Origin of the sequence: Clostridium saccharobutylicum DSM 13864 (genome assembly GCF_000473995.1) — a bacterium.
GTDB classification, from domain to species: domain Bacteria; phylum Bacillota; class Clostridia; order Clostridiales; family Clostridiaceae; genus Clostridium; species Clostridium saccharobutylicum.
The window spans coordinates 564457-579273 of sequence record NC_022571.1; the positions used below are offsets into that span (position 1 = coordinate 564457).

Annotated in this window: 12 protein-coding genes; 10 read left to right on the top strand and 2 right to left on the bottom strand. The window is 28.9% G+C overall.

All coding sequences use genetic code 11. The features are described 5' to 3' along the window. Positions 1-106 precede the first annotated feature (106 nt). The 7 genes from CLSA_RS02655 (at position 107) to CLSA_RS02685 (ending at position 9958) form a co-directional block, all read left to right on the top strand. On the top strand, positions 107-952 hold the full coding sequence (locus tag CLSA_RS02655) for a CPBP family glutamic-type intramembrane protease (protein ID WP_022743847.1): 846 nt from the start codon (positions 107-109) through the stop codon (positions 950-952). 552 nt (positions 953-1504) lie between these two features. Further along, complete coding sequence (locus CLSA_RS02660; RefSeq protein WP_022743848.1) at positions 1505-3682, top strand: Tex family protein; 2178 nt, start codon at positions 1505-1507, stop codon at positions 3680-3682. 784 nt (positions 3683-4466) lie between these two features. Then, positions 4467-5549, top strand: a complete 1083-nt coding sequence (locus CLSA_RS02665) for a YkvI family membrane protein (protein ID WP_022743849.1) — start codon at positions 4467-4469, stop codon at positions 5547-5549. 321 nt (positions 5550-5870) lie between these two features. Then, entirely contained in the window at positions 5871-7166 is a 1296-nt protein-coding gene (locus tag CLSA_RS02670; protein ID WP_022743850.1) for an amidohydrolase, read from the top strand. Positions 7167-7197: 31 nt separating this feature from the next. Next, complete coding sequence (locus CLSA_RS02675) at positions 7198-7890, top strand: L-2-amino-thiazoline-4-carboxylic acid hydrolase (protein ID WP_022743851.1); 693 nt, start codon at positions 7198-7200, stop codon at positions 7888-7890. A gap of 16 nt (positions 7891-7906) precedes the next feature. Then, the gene (proC, locus tag CLSA_RS02680) at positions 7907-8716 is read left to right on the top strand and encodes a pyrroline-5-carboxylate reductase (RefSeq protein WP_022743852.1); all 810 of its coding nucleotides are present in this window, start codon (positions 7907-7909) and stop codon (positions 8714-8716) included. Positions 8717-9010: 294 nt separating this feature from the next. Then, the gene (locus tag CLSA_RS02685; protein WP_022743853.1) at positions 9011-9958 is read left to right on the top strand and encodes a DMT family transporter; all 948 of its coding nucleotides are present in this window, start codon (positions 9011-9013) and stop codon (positions 9956-9958) included. Between the two features lie 383 nt (positions 9959-10341). Here CLSA_RS02685 and CLSA_RS02690 read toward each other — a convergent pair whose 3' ends face one another. Then, complete coding sequence (locus CLSA_RS02690) at positions 10342-10755, bottom strand: EamA family transporter (RefSeq protein WP_022743854.1); 414 nt, start codon at positions 10753-10755, stop codon at positions 10342-10344. A 304-nt stretch (positions 10756-11059) separates the two neighbouring features. After that, complete coding sequence (locus CLSA_RS02695) at positions 11060-12439, bottom strand: radical SAM/SPASM domain-containing protein (protein WP_022743855.1); 1380 nt, start codon at positions 12437-12439, stop codon at positions 11060-11062. Positions 12440-12635: 196 nt separating this feature from the next. Here CLSA_RS02695 and CLSA_RS02700 point away from each other — a divergent pair, with 196 nt between their 5' ends. The 3 genes from CLSA_RS02700 to CLSA_RS02710 all read left to right on the top strand — a co-directional run bounded on the left by CLSA_RS02700 (position 12636) and on the right by CLSA_RS02710 (position 14613). Further along, positions 12636-13241, top strand: a complete 606-nt coding sequence (locus CLSA_RS02700) for an NUDIX hydrolase (RefSeq protein ID WP_022743856.1) — start codon at positions 12636-12638, stop codon at positions 13239-13241. A 233-nt stretch (positions 13242-13474) separates the two neighbouring features. Beyond that, positions 13475-13939: a methylated-DNA--[protein]-cysteine S-methyltransferase gene (locus CLSA_RS02705; protein ID WP_022743857.1), complete on the top strand. Its 465-nt coding sequence runs from the start codon at positions 13475-13477 to the stop codon at positions 13937-13939. Positions 13940-14169: 230 nt separating this feature from the next. Beyond that, the gene (locus CLSA_RS02710) at positions 14170-14613 is read left to right on the top strand and encodes an HTH domain-containing protein (RefSeq protein WP_052334782.1); all 444 of its coding nucleotides are present in this window, start codon (positions 14170-14172) and stop codon (positions 14611-14613) included. Positions 14614-14817 lie beyond the last annotated feature (204 nt).

Here is a 14817-nt window from a genome sequence, read left to right on the forward strand (position 1 = left end):
AACATATATAGCATCAGTAATATATGTATTTAAGATTATTTTAATATTGGTGTAAGCATACATTAACTAGAAATGTCTATAATCATTATAATAAGGAGTTGATATTTTGGATTCTGATAGTGGATTTAAAGAAGTTAAAATTACTACAATTTTAGGTATATACATGATTTTTATAATATTATATTTTGCTGTAATAACAATTGTTTCAATGTTTACCACAAATGGTTTTCAAACTGATTCTAATAGTGATTATGTTTATATTACAGTAATTATAATGCTAATATTTTTATCTATAGCTATAATAAGCATATTTAGGCCAACTAAAAAAGCTGTCAAGTCTTTGTACTATGACTTTAAATCAAAAATAAAGTTTTATGAAATATTTAAAGTTATAGGTTTAGTTATATGTTTAATAATTGGAAGCAAGGGCCTTATTATAGGGATTAGTTATTATTTTAGTCCAAGTTTTGCAACAACGATTATTAAAGATTCATCTATTGAAATAAATAAAACTAGCTATTATATTATTTTTACGATAGTATCTCTTATAATTAGTCCAATTATGGATGAACTAACATTCAGATCAGTGTTGTTTAAAAGAATTTCTAAAAGAACTAACAATATTTATATTGGAATTATTATATCTTCTATGATTTATGGAATAATAGGAGATACTTCAGAAATAGCAGGAATGATTTTATTAGGTGTAGTTAATTGTATTTTGTACATAAAATATAAAAATATTTTAATGCCTATGATGGTTGATTATATTTATAATATTATGGATTTAATATTTATTGATAATTTTTTAGATAAATCTATAAAACTTACGTCTGATAGTATTGGTATGTGTTTAGGAATTGGAGCAGTTATATTTTCGATAGGAATATCTTTGTTTATTAAATTTATAAAAAACAACAATATTTATTTAAAACAAAGTGAACTCTATTAAAAGAGAATATTAGGCACATGAAAGAAAATAACAAATCGAAAATGCCATTATTATTTTGCATCAGGCAAGGAAGTGGAGTTGTCTCATAACAGGCTATTAGAGGAATCCGCTAATGCAGCATGATGCAAAATAGGCTTTGCAGATGGATTTGTTATTTTTTGAATGTGTCTTATGTAGATAAGCAATTTGTGCTTTAGATTTATATGGTGACAAATCTAAAGAAATGGTGCTGTGTTGTTTCGGTTACTGGAGAAAAGAACTGTCGATTTCTCAATGTAACACTAAACAAAAGAGCACCATTTCTTTCTAGCTTGGATACAATAAATTCTAAATGGGGAGAAGCCTCTATTTAGAATCTTCCGGCGAAAATTTTACAAGTCTGATAGAACAAATAATGTATATGATTTTGGTAAGTCACCACGTAACTTTATCTATATAAATTTCTTGCCTTAACTTTAAATAGGTTTATAATATTAATAGGAAATTTATCTTATTGTTGCCAGTGTAGATATAATCTTAGGAGCAGTTTGATATGACAATTAGGAGGGTATCATGAATTCAATAGAAGAAAGATTAGCCAAAGAGTTAGAGATAAAATTAAGTCAAGTTCAAAATGTTATACAGCTTTTAGATGATGGAAATACAGTTCCGTTTATTTCAAGATATAGAAAAGAAGCAACTGGAGGACTTTCAGATGAAGTTTTAAGAAAATTATCAGAAAGACTTACATATTTAAGAAATTTAGATGAGAGAAAAGCTGATGTTATAAGATTAATACAAGAGCAAGAAAAATATACAGAAGAGATAGGTAAAGCTTTAGAAAAAGCAACAACCTTAACAGAAGTTGAAGATATATACAGACCATATAAACCTAAGAAAAGAACAAAAGCTACAATAGCTCAAGCAAAAGGATTAAAACCTTTGGCAGTCTTGATTATGGAAGGAAAATTCAAGGAAGATTTATCTGAAGAAGCTTCTAAATATATAAGCGAAGAAAAGGGCGTAGCAAGTGCTGAAGAAGCAATACAAGGTGCACTAGATATAATTGCTGAAGAAATATCAGATGAAGCTAAGTATAGAAAATATATAAGAGAATTAGTTATAAGAGAAGGTTTAATAGAAACAAAAGGCAGTTCAGAAGAACCAACACCATACGAAATGTATTATGATTATTCAGAAGCAGTAAATAGAATACCACCTCATAGAATATTAGCTATTAACAGAGGTGAAAAAGAAAAGGTATTGAGCGTTAAAATTACTTGCAATGAAGAAAAGATAATAAAATATTTAGAAAATCATATTTTAAGTGGAAATGAAATATTGGATGAAAAATTGAAACTTGCTGTTAAGGATTCATTAAAGAGATTAATTTATCCATCAATAGAAAGAGAAATTAGGAATGAGTTAACTGATATAGGAGAAGAAGGTGCTATTAAGATATTTAAAGAAAATCTAAAAGCATTATTATTACAAGCTCCAATAAAAGGAAAGGTTGTAATGGGATATGATCCGGGATTTAGAACAGGATGTAAGATTGCAATTTTAGATGCAACAGGTAAGTTCTTAGAAAATACAGCAGTTTATCCGACTGTTCCTAGAAAAGATATTGAGGGAACAAAGAAAACTTTAAAAGCACTTATAGCTAAATATGATGTTGATGTTATTTCTCTTGGAAATGGAACTGCATCTAGAGAATCAGAAGAAGTTATTGCTGAGATGATTACTGAAATAAAGAATGAAACAGGTAAAGAATTAGCTTATGTAATTGTATCAGAAGCAGGGGCATCTGTTTATTCTGCATCAGAGCTTGCAACTAAGGAATATCCTGATTTAGATGTTACAGTAAGAGGCGCTATTTCTATAGGGAGAAGATTACAAGATCCACTTGCTGAATTAGTTAAAATAGATCCTAAGGCAATTGGGGTTGGTCAATATCAACATGATGTTACACCTAAAAAACTTGAAGAATCTTTAGCAGGTGTAGTAGAAGATTCAGTTAATACTGTTGGGGTTGATTTAAATATAGCAACACCATCACTTTTAACACATATATCTGGAATAAATGCTGCTATAGCTAAGAATATTGTTGATTATAGAGAAGAAGCAGGTCAATTTACTTCAAGAAAAGAATTATTAAAAGTTAAGAGATTAGGTCAAAAAGCTTACGAACAATGTGCTGGTTTCTTAAGAGTTGCTGAAAGTAAAGAACCTCTTGATAATACTTCAGTTCATCCAGAGTCATATAAAGTTGCTAAAAATTTAATTGAAGTTCTTGGATATAACAAGGAGGACCTTAAGAATAATAAACTTGAAGATATTGATCAAAGAGCAGAAACTTATGGTTTGCATAAATTAAGTCAAGAACTAGAAATTGGTGAAATGACTTTAAAAGACATAATAAAGGAGTTAAAGAAGCCAGGTAGAGACCCAAGAGAAGAAATGCCAAAGCCAATACTTAAAACAGGAATAATTGAGCTTAAGGACTTAAAGCCAGGAATGGTTTTAGCAGGAACAGTTAGAAATGTAGCAGACTTTGGAGCATTTGTAGATATTGGGGTTCATCAAGATGGATTAGTTCATAAGAGTCAAATGGCAGATAGATTCGTAAAACATCCTTTAGATATAGTTAAGGTTGGAGATATAGTTAAAGTAGCTATTTTAGAGGTTGATGAAAAAAGAAAGAGAATTTCATTAACGATGAAAGATATTAAGGAATCGATAGAAGTGTAGTTGGTATAAAAAGTCCTAAGAATGAAGAAATTAGCTTTATTCTTAAGACTTTTTTTAAAGTATAAAATTGAAATAATAATGATGTAGCGTAGTATATTTTTTGACTTTGCAAATGAATTGTTAGATTTTAGTGGGGGATATATATAATAATTTAAACTATACAATGAATTCAAAAATATATATCTATAAAATAACAAATAATACTATAAATTTGTAATAAATTATATAAAAATAGAAAAAAAATAATGTTTTTACATTTTTTGTTGATGTATTTTGATGAATATTCTATAATAAAAATATGTTATAACAGAAATAAGTTATTTAAATATATTAATGCAATAGTACTATTAAGTTCTTACTTAAAAGAAATTTTATAAAATGTTTGTTAATTATTATGTTTGAATTAATTTTACAAATATAATAAAAAACTTGCCAAAGAAGATTAAGTACTTAGAATAAAGAAGATAACACCTTCTTTACTTTTTAGATTTATGAGTGTTAGTTATTTAATATTTATAGCTGAATAAAGTTAGAACTTGCTTGTATAATTTATGTTCTGTATATAAGTTGGCTCTAATTTTAGACAAGAAGAATGTGAATGTATATTGTAATATAAATAATTAATTATATTAATTGTAGATAAAATTATATAAATAGTTGTAAAAATATTAATAATTTTCATTTTTTTATTGATTTACTTTTGTTTCTAAATTATAATAAATTAATAAAACATACTAAACTTATAGGAATTGTATGAAAAAGGGAAAAGGAGTGAGTGGAAATAATGGAAAAACAATCAATTAATTTTAAAAAAGTAATACTTCTTGCTGGAGCTTTGTGCGCATATTGGATTGGATCTGGGTTTGCAACTGGGCAGGAAGTTCTGCAATTTTTTGCAACAAGTGGGACAAAGGGGATTATAGCAGCATTAATTTGTATGGTTTTGTTGATTATCTTAACGTACAATTTATATGGAATAGGTCAAAAAAAGAAATTTAGCAATCCATATGATGTTTTTGAGTATTACTGTGGAAAAGTTATAGGTCAAGTTTATATATGGTATAGTGTTGTATTAGTATATTGTATATTTGTAGTTATGCTTGCGGGTGCAGGTGCTACAATTAATCAATATTATGGAATACCAGCATATATAGGCACTGGAGTAATAGCTATTTTAGCATTAGGTACAACCTTGTTAGGTGAAGAAAGGCTTATTGATATAATAGGTGTTATAGGACCTATTAAAATTGTATTTGTAGCAATAGTAGGAATTGCTGGTATTATTACTTTTTTTGGACAACCAACTTTACTATCAGAAGCTAGCAGACTTATACCAACATTAGGTTTTGAATCAGCTTCTTCAAATTGGGCATGGTCAGGAATATTATATGCTTTTCTTGCTCTTATGGTTAGTATACCATTTCAAGTTGAGTGTGGAGCATCGGCAGGAAGTGTAAAAGAAGCAAGAAGTGCAGCCTTGATTGGAACTGTTGCTTTTACTATTGGAATTATATCTCTTGTAATAGGTGAACTTGTTTATTATAAATTGATTGTAGGGCAACAAGTTCCTACATTAGCAATTGCTAATCATATATCTCCTGTGTTGGGATTAATTTTTACAGTTTTAATAGTAGTAAGTATCTATTCTGCAGTGGCTTCATTCCTTACAATGACTGTTAGAAAGTTTGCTGTTGACAAAACTAAAAAATTTAATATCATTGCAATAATATTAACTGTTATAGGAATGTTTTTTGGAGGAGTAATTCCTTTTGCTAAATTGGTAAATATTTTATATCCTTTAGCAGGATATTCAGCTATTATTTTTGCAGGATTTATGATTTATAAAGAATTAAAGGAAAAAAATTAGTACATATTTTGGGGGAATCTTCATTAACAACTAAAGAGGTTATTTTTTGATTATTTATTTTTCTATAAACATCTTGAATGATTAAATATGTGTTATATTATAAAAAAAGGATAAGGCACAATCAAAAAACAAGTCCATCTGTCAAGTCTATTTTCCACCAGAGGAAGTGCGACTCGCATACGCTCGCTGAGTAAGCGAGTCGGCAGATTGTCATAATAGACTCGCTATAAGGCCAATCTACTTTCTTGCATGATGAAAAATAATCTTGGGATTTTGGAATTGTTATTTTCTTTCATGTGCCTAAATAAGGAGCATAAAGATATGAATAGTATTGAAAATTGGTTTTGTGAAAATGATGACAAGATAAAACAAACAGAAAGATTTATTTTTGAAAATCCTGAATTATCATTAGAGGAAAGACAATCATCACAATGTTTAGCAAAATTCATGGAAGAACAAGGTTTTTCAGTTGAATGGAATATAGGTGGGTTAGAAACAGCCTTTGTAGCAACATGGGGACAAGGAGAGCCTGTATTAGGATTTTTAGCAGAATATGATGCTTTGCCTGGATTAGGTCAGAAGCCAGTAGAGGAACGTTGTGAAATTGAAGGATGTGGACATGGCTGCGGTCATAGCTTACTTGGTGTTGGTGCGGCGGCAGCAGCAGCAGCTCTTAAGAGTGAATTGGAGTTCAGTGGTAAGCTAGGAACAATAAAGTTATTCGGTTGCCCAGCAGAAGAAATTATGTATGGGAAAATTGTAATGGCAAAACAAGGTTGTTTTGATGGATTAAGTGCAGCAATTACATGGCATCCATCCGATTCAAATCGTGTTGGAGAAGATATTTATCAAGCTATGGATTCTAAAAAATTTAAATTTTTTGGAACAACATCTCATGCATCTGGAAGTCCACACTTAGGTAGGAGTGCACTTGATGCAGCGGAATTAATGAATGTAGGAGTAAATTATTTACGAGAACATGTAACAGACGATGTTCGTATACATTATACGTATTTAGATGGTGGAGAAAAACCTAATATAGTCCCTGATTTTGCACAAACTTCATATTATATTCGTGGAAAAAACCGTGAACATGTTGATGATGCATCAGCTCGTATAGAGCGTATAGCACAAGGTGCGGCATTAATGACGGACACAAGATATGAAAGCGAATTAGTGGCTAGCTGCATGGAAACTAAATTGAATTTTACGTTACTTAATGCATTTTATAAAGCAATGAGTGGTATTGAAGTACCAACTTATACACAAGAGGAAATACAATTTGCAGAATCGATTAGTAAAGCAGCAAATTTAAAAAATCAAGGTAAATACTTTGATGGATTACATAAATTTGAGAATAGAGAAATAGACATATTTATTTCTACAGATGTATCTAATGTAAGTCATATTGTACCAACTATTACTTTAAATGCAGCTACTGCATGTAAGGGGACTCCTCTACATCACTGGGCATTTACAGCGCAAGTTGGATCATCCATTGGATATAAAGGAATGATTTATGTAGCAAAATCTATGGCTCTAGGTGGAATGATGTTGATTGATAATCCAGAAATATTATTGAAAGCTATGGATGAACATAAAAATTCGTCTATATAAATAAATATTGAGAAAGGTGTGAGGTATAAAAATGAAAGAGTTAGATAACATTCAGTGCACAATTGAACATCATGCAACATTATTTGCACTTTTTGCAAAATACATTATAGAAGGTTTAGATGAAAAAGGTAAAGATATAATTTATACTGCAGTTGAAAATTATGGACAGGAACGCGGAAAGAGAATGGCCAATAGAGCAGTTGCTAATGGAGATGATTTGGATTTTATAAATAGTCAAGCTTATGGTGAATGGGTTCCAGAAGAAGGGCAAATGGAATTTGGAGTTCTAAAAACGCAACCAGAACTTATTAGTAATGTTACAAAATGTGAATGGTGTAGGGTGTGGAAGAAATATAATCTTTTAGATTACGGAAAGTATTACTGCATTAATATAGATTCAGCTGTTTTTAATGGTTTTAATGAAAAATTTCATATGAAAGCAACTAGTAATCTAAGTTTTGGAGCAGATCATTGTGAATTTCATTGGGGAAATTCTATGAGTGAAGAAGATTCTAAGAGACTTGTCAAAAAGAAAGCTGAATTAGGTACTAGCTGTACTAGAGATTTTAATTTCCATACTGCACATCTTTTACATTCAATAAGTGAAACATTAGAAAAAGAGCTTGGAGAAGATGGAAAATTAATTATTAATCAAGTACTAGAGAAATATATAGAATTATTTGGAGAAGAGTATTTAACTGTATTAGATGGAAAGTATGAATAAAGAGGAGGAATTATATATGTTAAATAATAAGATTACATTTATTGGCGGCGGTAATATGGCAGAAGGGATTATCAAAGGAATTGTATCTAATGAAGTGTTTCAGCCTAAAAATATTACAGTTTTTGATATATTAAATGAAAGAAGAAAGTATCTTAAAGATATATATGGAATTACGGAGGCAGAAGATACCTCATCTGCAGTGAAAGATGCAGATATAGTTTTAATTGCAGTACGTCCACAAGATATTGTGAAAGTAGCACAAAATATAAAGAATGATTTATCAAAATCAGCAATTATTATTTCTATATGTGCTGGAATTAAAATGGAGAAAATGGAAGAACTATTTGGAAGTGAGCATAAATTTGTTCGTGTTATGCCAAACACAATGATTGAGGTACAACATGGATATAGCGCTGCAAGTGTAAATGATAAAGTAGAAGAAAGTGATAAAGAAATTATTAAATCACTTTTAAATGCATTAGGACAAACAATGTTTATAGATGAAAATATGTTTAATGCATTTACTGCGTATAGCTGTGCAGGTCCTGCATATGTTATGTATTTTATTGCAGCATTAGTGGATTCAGGAGTGCAATCAGGATTTTCACGTAAAGATGCAATATCAATTGCATTAGAAAATTTAATGGCTTCTGCATTAACTATTCAAAAGACAGGAAAACATCCATATCAAATTACAGATACAATGACTTCACCAGCTGGTATCACAATTGATGGATTACATGTATTAAGTGAATCAGGTTTCCATGGAACTGTTATGTCTAGTATAAGAAAAGCTCTAGAAAGAACAAATGAATTAGAAAAATAAAAATGATAGCAGTAGTAAGTATGAAAAGATAATATGAAAAGCCTTAAGAATGTATTTGTTCTTAAGGCTTTTTTATCTTAATATGTGTAATAAAAATATAATTGTTCATTTCAATTAATATGATATACTTAAAATACAGATGATTTCTAATTGCACTAGCAATTGAGGCATGTAAAAGAAGCTGTAAGAAATGGAAAATGAAAAATAGGCTTGACAGATGGACTAGCTGTTTTTGAATATATCTAATATTAAACTTACTAGTGTATTTTAATTTAAGAGAGAAGAATTAAAGATATGGATAAAACTAAATTTTATACTAATAGAAAAAATATTATTATTCTAGCAATACTATGCTGTATTTTATGGGGGAGTGCATACCCTGCAATAAAAGCAGGATATTCATTATTTAACATAGGAGAAAATGCAATAGGATCTAAATTGGTTTTTGCGGGATATAGATTTGCAATCGCTGGAATTCTAGTAATTTTATTAGAATTAGCTACAAAGAAAAATATATTTGAATTTTCTAAAAAACAATTTGGACAAATATTTATTTTAGGTTCAACACAAACTGCACTTCAGTACATATTTTTTTATGTAGGTTTATCATATACAACTGGGGTAAGAGGTTCAATAATCAATGGAACAGGAACTTTCGCAAGCATAATATTAGCACATTTTATTTACAAAAATGATAAACTTAATTTTAATAAGATATTGGGATGTATTATAGGATTTGTAGGTGTGGTAATTGTTAATTTAAATGGACAATCGTTAGGAGGGAGCTCTTTTACATTCAAAGGAGAAGGATTTATAATGATCGCAGCATTTATATTTTCAGCTTCATCAATATATGGTAAAAAAATAACTCAAATCTTAGAACCACCAATAGTTACTGGATTTCAATTATTTATAGGCGGCATAATTCTGATAGGTTTAGGTTTTTGTTTTGGTGGTAGTTTGAGTAGATTTACAATGAAATCTACATCGCTTTTAATATATATGGCATTATTATCTTCAGTATCATTTGCTATATGGACACAGCTATTAAAATATAATAAAGTTGGAATTATATCAGTATTTAATTTTTTAGTTCCTGTATTTGGAACATTGTTATCAGCAATATTCTTAGGAGAAAATATATTTGATATTAAAATTTTAATATCTTTAATACTTGTATGCTATGGAATATTCTTAGTCTATAGAGTTAAAAAAGAAAATACAGCACCAGTAGCTGAATAATAATGTGCAATAAAATAAACACTTTTAGCTTTAGGGTTATGTGGTAACTTACCGAAATCACATATATATTTGTTTCATCGGACTTATGAAATTTTAGTTGGAAGATTCTAAATGGGAGCTTGCAACCATTGCTGCATGTTCCAAATATCCATTTTGACAAGCAGCAAATGGAACAAGCACCCATTAAGAATCTTCAATAGCTCAATTTTAAATGCCTCTTCCACAAATATGTATATGATTTATAGTTTTAGAAAATTTATTCACATTAGATATAAAAGTTTTGTGGATAATTAAAAAATAATGTTGATAGTTTAAAGAGTTAAATTATCAACATTATTTTTTAATCTTTAGGTTGAGATAATATTATTAAGTTATGTTTGCATCTATAATATCATTATGAAAGTTCCTATTGTTATAAAAATACCACCTAATATAGTTTTTATTGTCATGGTTTCTTTTAATACTATAAAAGCAAGAATCATACTTATTACTACACTAAATTTATCAATGGGTACAACTTTTGACGCTTGACCAATTTGTAACGCCTTATAATAAAATAGCCAAGAAAGTCCTGTAGCCAAACCAGAGAGAATTAAGAATATCCAACTTTTAGATCGGATACTTGAGATTTGATTCTGAGTACCTGTTAAAAAAACTATTCCCCAAGCCATGAAAAGAACTACAGCAGTACGTATTGCTGTAGCTAAATTAGAATTAACGTCTTCAATTCCTATTTTAGCTAATATTGAGGTTAAAGCTGCAAAAAGTGCAGACAATAATGCACATACTACCCACATCTTAATTCCCCCTTTAACTTTTTGGTGTATATACAATTTAAGTTCACCTCGAATATAAAATATTTAGTTACATGTCTACATGGAATTATAGATAAGTAGATTGTGAATTAGGCTTATGTGACGATTTGTTGATTGTGTAATGTTCTTTAATCACGCTCACCTTATATAGATGAACAAATTACTAAACTAGATTTATGAGTTGAAATATATTCTGAAATAGAAAGAAATGGTGCTCTGTAGTAACTGAAACAACGGAGTACCATTTCTTTCGGTAAATTACTACATAAGTTTAAATTCCATACTTTTATCCTTTTGCAAATGAATCATTGCCCTTTGATTTGAAATCTTTTTCCCAAGCTTCATCTGCATAAGGTTTAAAATCTGAAGATAATTTATCTAGTTTTGCTTGAAAATCTTTATCATGCAACATAGCTTCAGCACTTTCATCAGTTGGATGAGCATTGAATTTTTCACTTACTTCTCTGATTACATTTGTATTATCAATCATCATGCAAGGTCTTAACATATTTTTGTTGTATGGTTGTCTATGCCTAAGACCCTTAAAAAATTCACTTTTAAAAATATCAATTAAATTTTTATCTTTAATATTATCACATGCAATATGAGCAAAAACACAAGGTTCAACATCACCATTTGAATTTATATGACAGTAATATTTGCCAGCAATGCAACCACCAACATATGGAGCATCATTAAAAAAGTCAATTGTAAAATATGGTTTAGTTGATCTGATTTTTTTAGTTAGCCTGCCGAGTTCTATTCGCTCAGCTGGCTTTAACATGTTATCAATGTTAGGAGATTCTCCTACAGGCATGTACATAAAGTACCAATTCATTCTAGAGCCTTTTTTTACAAGCATGTCAATAAATTCATCTGAAGTTACAGTTTTGAGGTTATTAGTTGAAGTTGCTGAGGATACACCAAATGGAATGCCTCGTGATTTTAATAAATCCATTCCTTCCATAACCTTATTGAATGTACCACTGCCACGCCTTGCATCAGTTTCTTTTTCAAAACCTTCAAGAGAAAACATTGGCATAACATTACCTAAGGAAACTAATTTATCGGCTATATCATTGTTGAAAAGCGTACCATTTGTAAAAGGAGTAAAGAGGATATCATCATATTTTTTATAGATATCATACATGAAATCAACAAAGAATGGTTCACCGCCAAGTACAATAATATAATGTACTCCAAGATCCCTAGCTTCGCCTATTATTCTATCAACTTCTTCATATGTAAGTCCGTTTAATTTATCATATTTTGCAGCATAGCATCCAGTACAATGTAAGTTGCATCTCATTGAAGGACTAATAAGAAGCGTAAATGGAACTTTTATGTCTTCATTTTCAAGAAGTTCCGATCTTTTTTTACCGCCAATCCATATTGCATTTGCTATAAAATTGACAAAAAATTTTTTTAGAAATTTAGGATTAGTTTCAATTAAGATAGAATCAATAAGTTGTTTAATAGATGGATTGTCGCTATAATATGTTTCTATGTTTCTTATAGCTTTATTACTATCTTCATCTTTAGCAAGAAGTTTTAACATTTTAAAAAGTCTTGGAATATTTTTTTCAGGATTTCTTTCAAGGGTTGTGCATACACTCTTCATAATTGTTTTTCTAGCTCTATTTCCAAGATATTCATGTAAATTCATAAAATCACCTTCATAACTTTTAGATTTAAAATGTTTAGTATATATTTATGTGACGAAAAGGCAAAATATATTAAAATCTGTAAAGTTTTTAAAAATCAATTTTTAATAGAAAAGAAATAGAGTTAAGATTATCTTAATATTTGTAATTTGATATAATATTTATATAAAATAGTTAGCAAAGGGGAGATTATAGTATATGAAGATAGAAGATATAAAGAATAAAATAAAAGACAATAAACCTTATATTAATGGTTGGGAAAGAATGAAGAGGTCATCTATAATTATTCCTTTAGTAAAAATAAATAATGAGATATGTATATTATTTGAAGTAAGAGCCAAAAAATTAAGCAGTCAACCAGGGGATATATGTTTTCCAGGTGGAAAGATAGATGGTAATGAAGCGCCTAAAGAAGCAGCAATAAGAGAAGTGTTTGAAGAGCTAGGTATTAAAGATGTTGATATAATAAATGAATTGGATACTGTAGTTAGATATGATAATATTATAATTCATCCTTATGTGGGAGTAATTCAAAATATTAATGAAATTGATATGAATGAAAGTGAAGTAGATCATACATTTTATGTTCCAGTAAATTATTTTCTAAATCAAGAACCTTTAGAAATAGAAAATAAACTAAATGTTGAAAGGCCTGAAGATTTTCCTTATGATTTAATTGTTAATAAGCACAACTATAAATTTAAAAATGGTAGTTATAGAGTTTTATTTTACAAATATGAAGACTACAATATATGGGGGATAACAGCTCAAATATTAAATAACTTTTTAGAAAAGCTGCGTTAATATGTTATAGATAAACAACTAGTGACTTAGACGTAGGATATATCTTAACGAAAGAAGTTATATTCTTTTTGTCTGTTGCTATATAATTTTGCTGTAGATTTCTAACAGTAGAAGTTATATAAATTCCATGTTCTTAAGGAAAGTTTATGACAAGCAGGAATAGGTCAACTTCTACTGAAGAAATACCTACAGAAAAATACAGCGATATTTTCAAAACTTTTTAGGAGGAAATTATGAGAAATATATTTTATTACAATACTATGATTGGAGAACTTGGAATAGAAGAAAATGGATTAGCAATTACAAAAGTATTTCTTGTAGATAAAGATATTGAAAAAGGACCATCAGAAAAAAATGAGACAGAATTATTAAAAGAAGCCATAAAACAACTTAATGAATATTTTGATGGCAAACGTAAAGAATTTAATTTACCATTAGCACCAAAAGGAACAGAATTTCAAAAGAAAGTATGGAATACTTTAAAGGAAATTCCTTTTGGGGAAACAAGGAGTTATGGTGAAATTGCAAAGCTAATTGGTAATGAAAAAGCATCAAGAGCTGTTGGAATGGCTAATAATAAAAATCCAATAATGATTATAATTCCTTGTCATAGAGTGATTGGAGCAAATGGTAAGTTAGTTGGGTACGCAGGAGGCATAGATATAAAAGAAAAACTTCTTAATTTAGAGAAAAATTAAGAAGTTTTTCTTTTTATAGATATTCAACTTTTAACTTAAACTTATGTGTTGACTAACAGAAAGTAAGGGTACTCTATTGCTATAGAACATTGCTATGGATTTCTAATAGTAATAGTTGCTAAATTCCTGCATGTTCCCCAGACAAGCTTGGTACAAGATACACAGAAAAAATAATTTTATGATATAGTTTTGTTATGCTTAAATTATATGTAATAAGAAAGGATAAGATTATGGATAAATTTGAGACTATTAAAAATAATATAAGTGAAAATGAGCCAACAAGAAATAACTTATTAAAAGCAGTGACTAATTTCAAACTAAGTACCAAAGCATTACAGAAAATAACAGGTTTGGACCCTGAGTGGCTGAATTCTTATTTGAATAAAAGAGCAAGTGTACATGACCTCTCGTACCAGTCAATGGCGGAGTTATCTAATTTAAGTTTTATGTTATCTGATGCTATAACGTTTGTTGATAATGATGATAGAATTAAAGGGATAATTGATATATTAAAAGAAGAATTTTATATAAGTTATGAAACAATAGCGTTGTATGCTAAAATTGATGTAATTGATGTAGAAAAATTTATAGAAGACACTAAATCTATAGGATTTGAAAAAAAATATAAAATTGCTACCATTAGTTCTCTTTTACTCTACTTATCAAAAAAATGATTGTAGGATTTCTTCTAGTAACCGAAACAACAGAGCACCATTTCTTTCGGTAAAATTACAACAAAACTCTAAATCCAAAATTATTTATCTATATGTACTAAAAGAAAATAAAGAATCATAAAATATAAAAAGTAATCCACATGGATAGTTATTTAATAAATATTCCTTGTGGATTATTTTATTTAGTCACATTTAAAAAATAAC

Excerpts from the sequence above, each read along its gene's own strand:
- CLSA_RS02660 (WP_022743848.1), top strand. The coding sequence starts at position 1,505 with ATGAATTCAATAGAAGAAAGATTAGCCAAAGAGTTAGAGATAAAATTA.
- CLSA_RS02665 (WP_022743849.1), top strand. The coding sequence starts at position 4,467 with ATGGAAAAACAATCAATTAATTTTAAAAAAGTAATACTTCTTGCTGGA.
- CLSA_RS02670 (WP_022743850.1), top strand. The coding sequence starts at position 5,871 with ATGAATAGTATTGAAAATTGGTTTTGTGAAAATGATGACAAGATAAAA.
- CLSA_RS02675 (WP_022743851.1), top strand. The coding sequence starts at position 7,198 with ATGAAAGAGTTAGATAACATTCAGTGCACAATTGAACATCATGCAACA.
- proC (WP_022743852.1), top strand. The coding sequence starts at position 7,907 with ATGTTAAATAATAAGATTACATTTATTGGCGGCGGTAATATGGCAGAA.
- CLSA_RS02685 (WP_022743853.1), top strand. The coding sequence starts at position 9,011 with ATGGATAAAACTAAATTTTATACTAATAGAAAAAATATTATTATTCTA.
- CLSA_RS02690 (WP_022743854.1), bottom strand. The coding sequence starts at position 10,755 with ATGTGGGTAGTATGTGCATTATTGTCTGCACTTTTTGCAGCTTTAACC.
- CLSA_RS02695 (WP_022743855.1), bottom strand. The coding sequence starts at position 12,439 with ATGAATTTACATGAATATCTTGGAAATAGAGCTAGAAAAACAATTATG.
- CLSA_RS02700 (WP_022743856.1), top strand. The coding sequence starts at position 12,636 with ATGAAGATAGAAGATATAAAGAATAAAATAAAAGACAATAAACCTTAT.
- CLSA_RS02705 (WP_022743857.1), top strand. The coding sequence starts at position 13,475 with ATGAGAAATATATTTTATTACAATACTATGATTGGAGAACTTGGAATA.
- CLSA_RS02710 (WP_052334782.1), top strand. The coding sequence starts at position 14,170 with ATGGATAAATTTGAGACTATTAAAAATAATATAAGTGAAAATGAGCCA.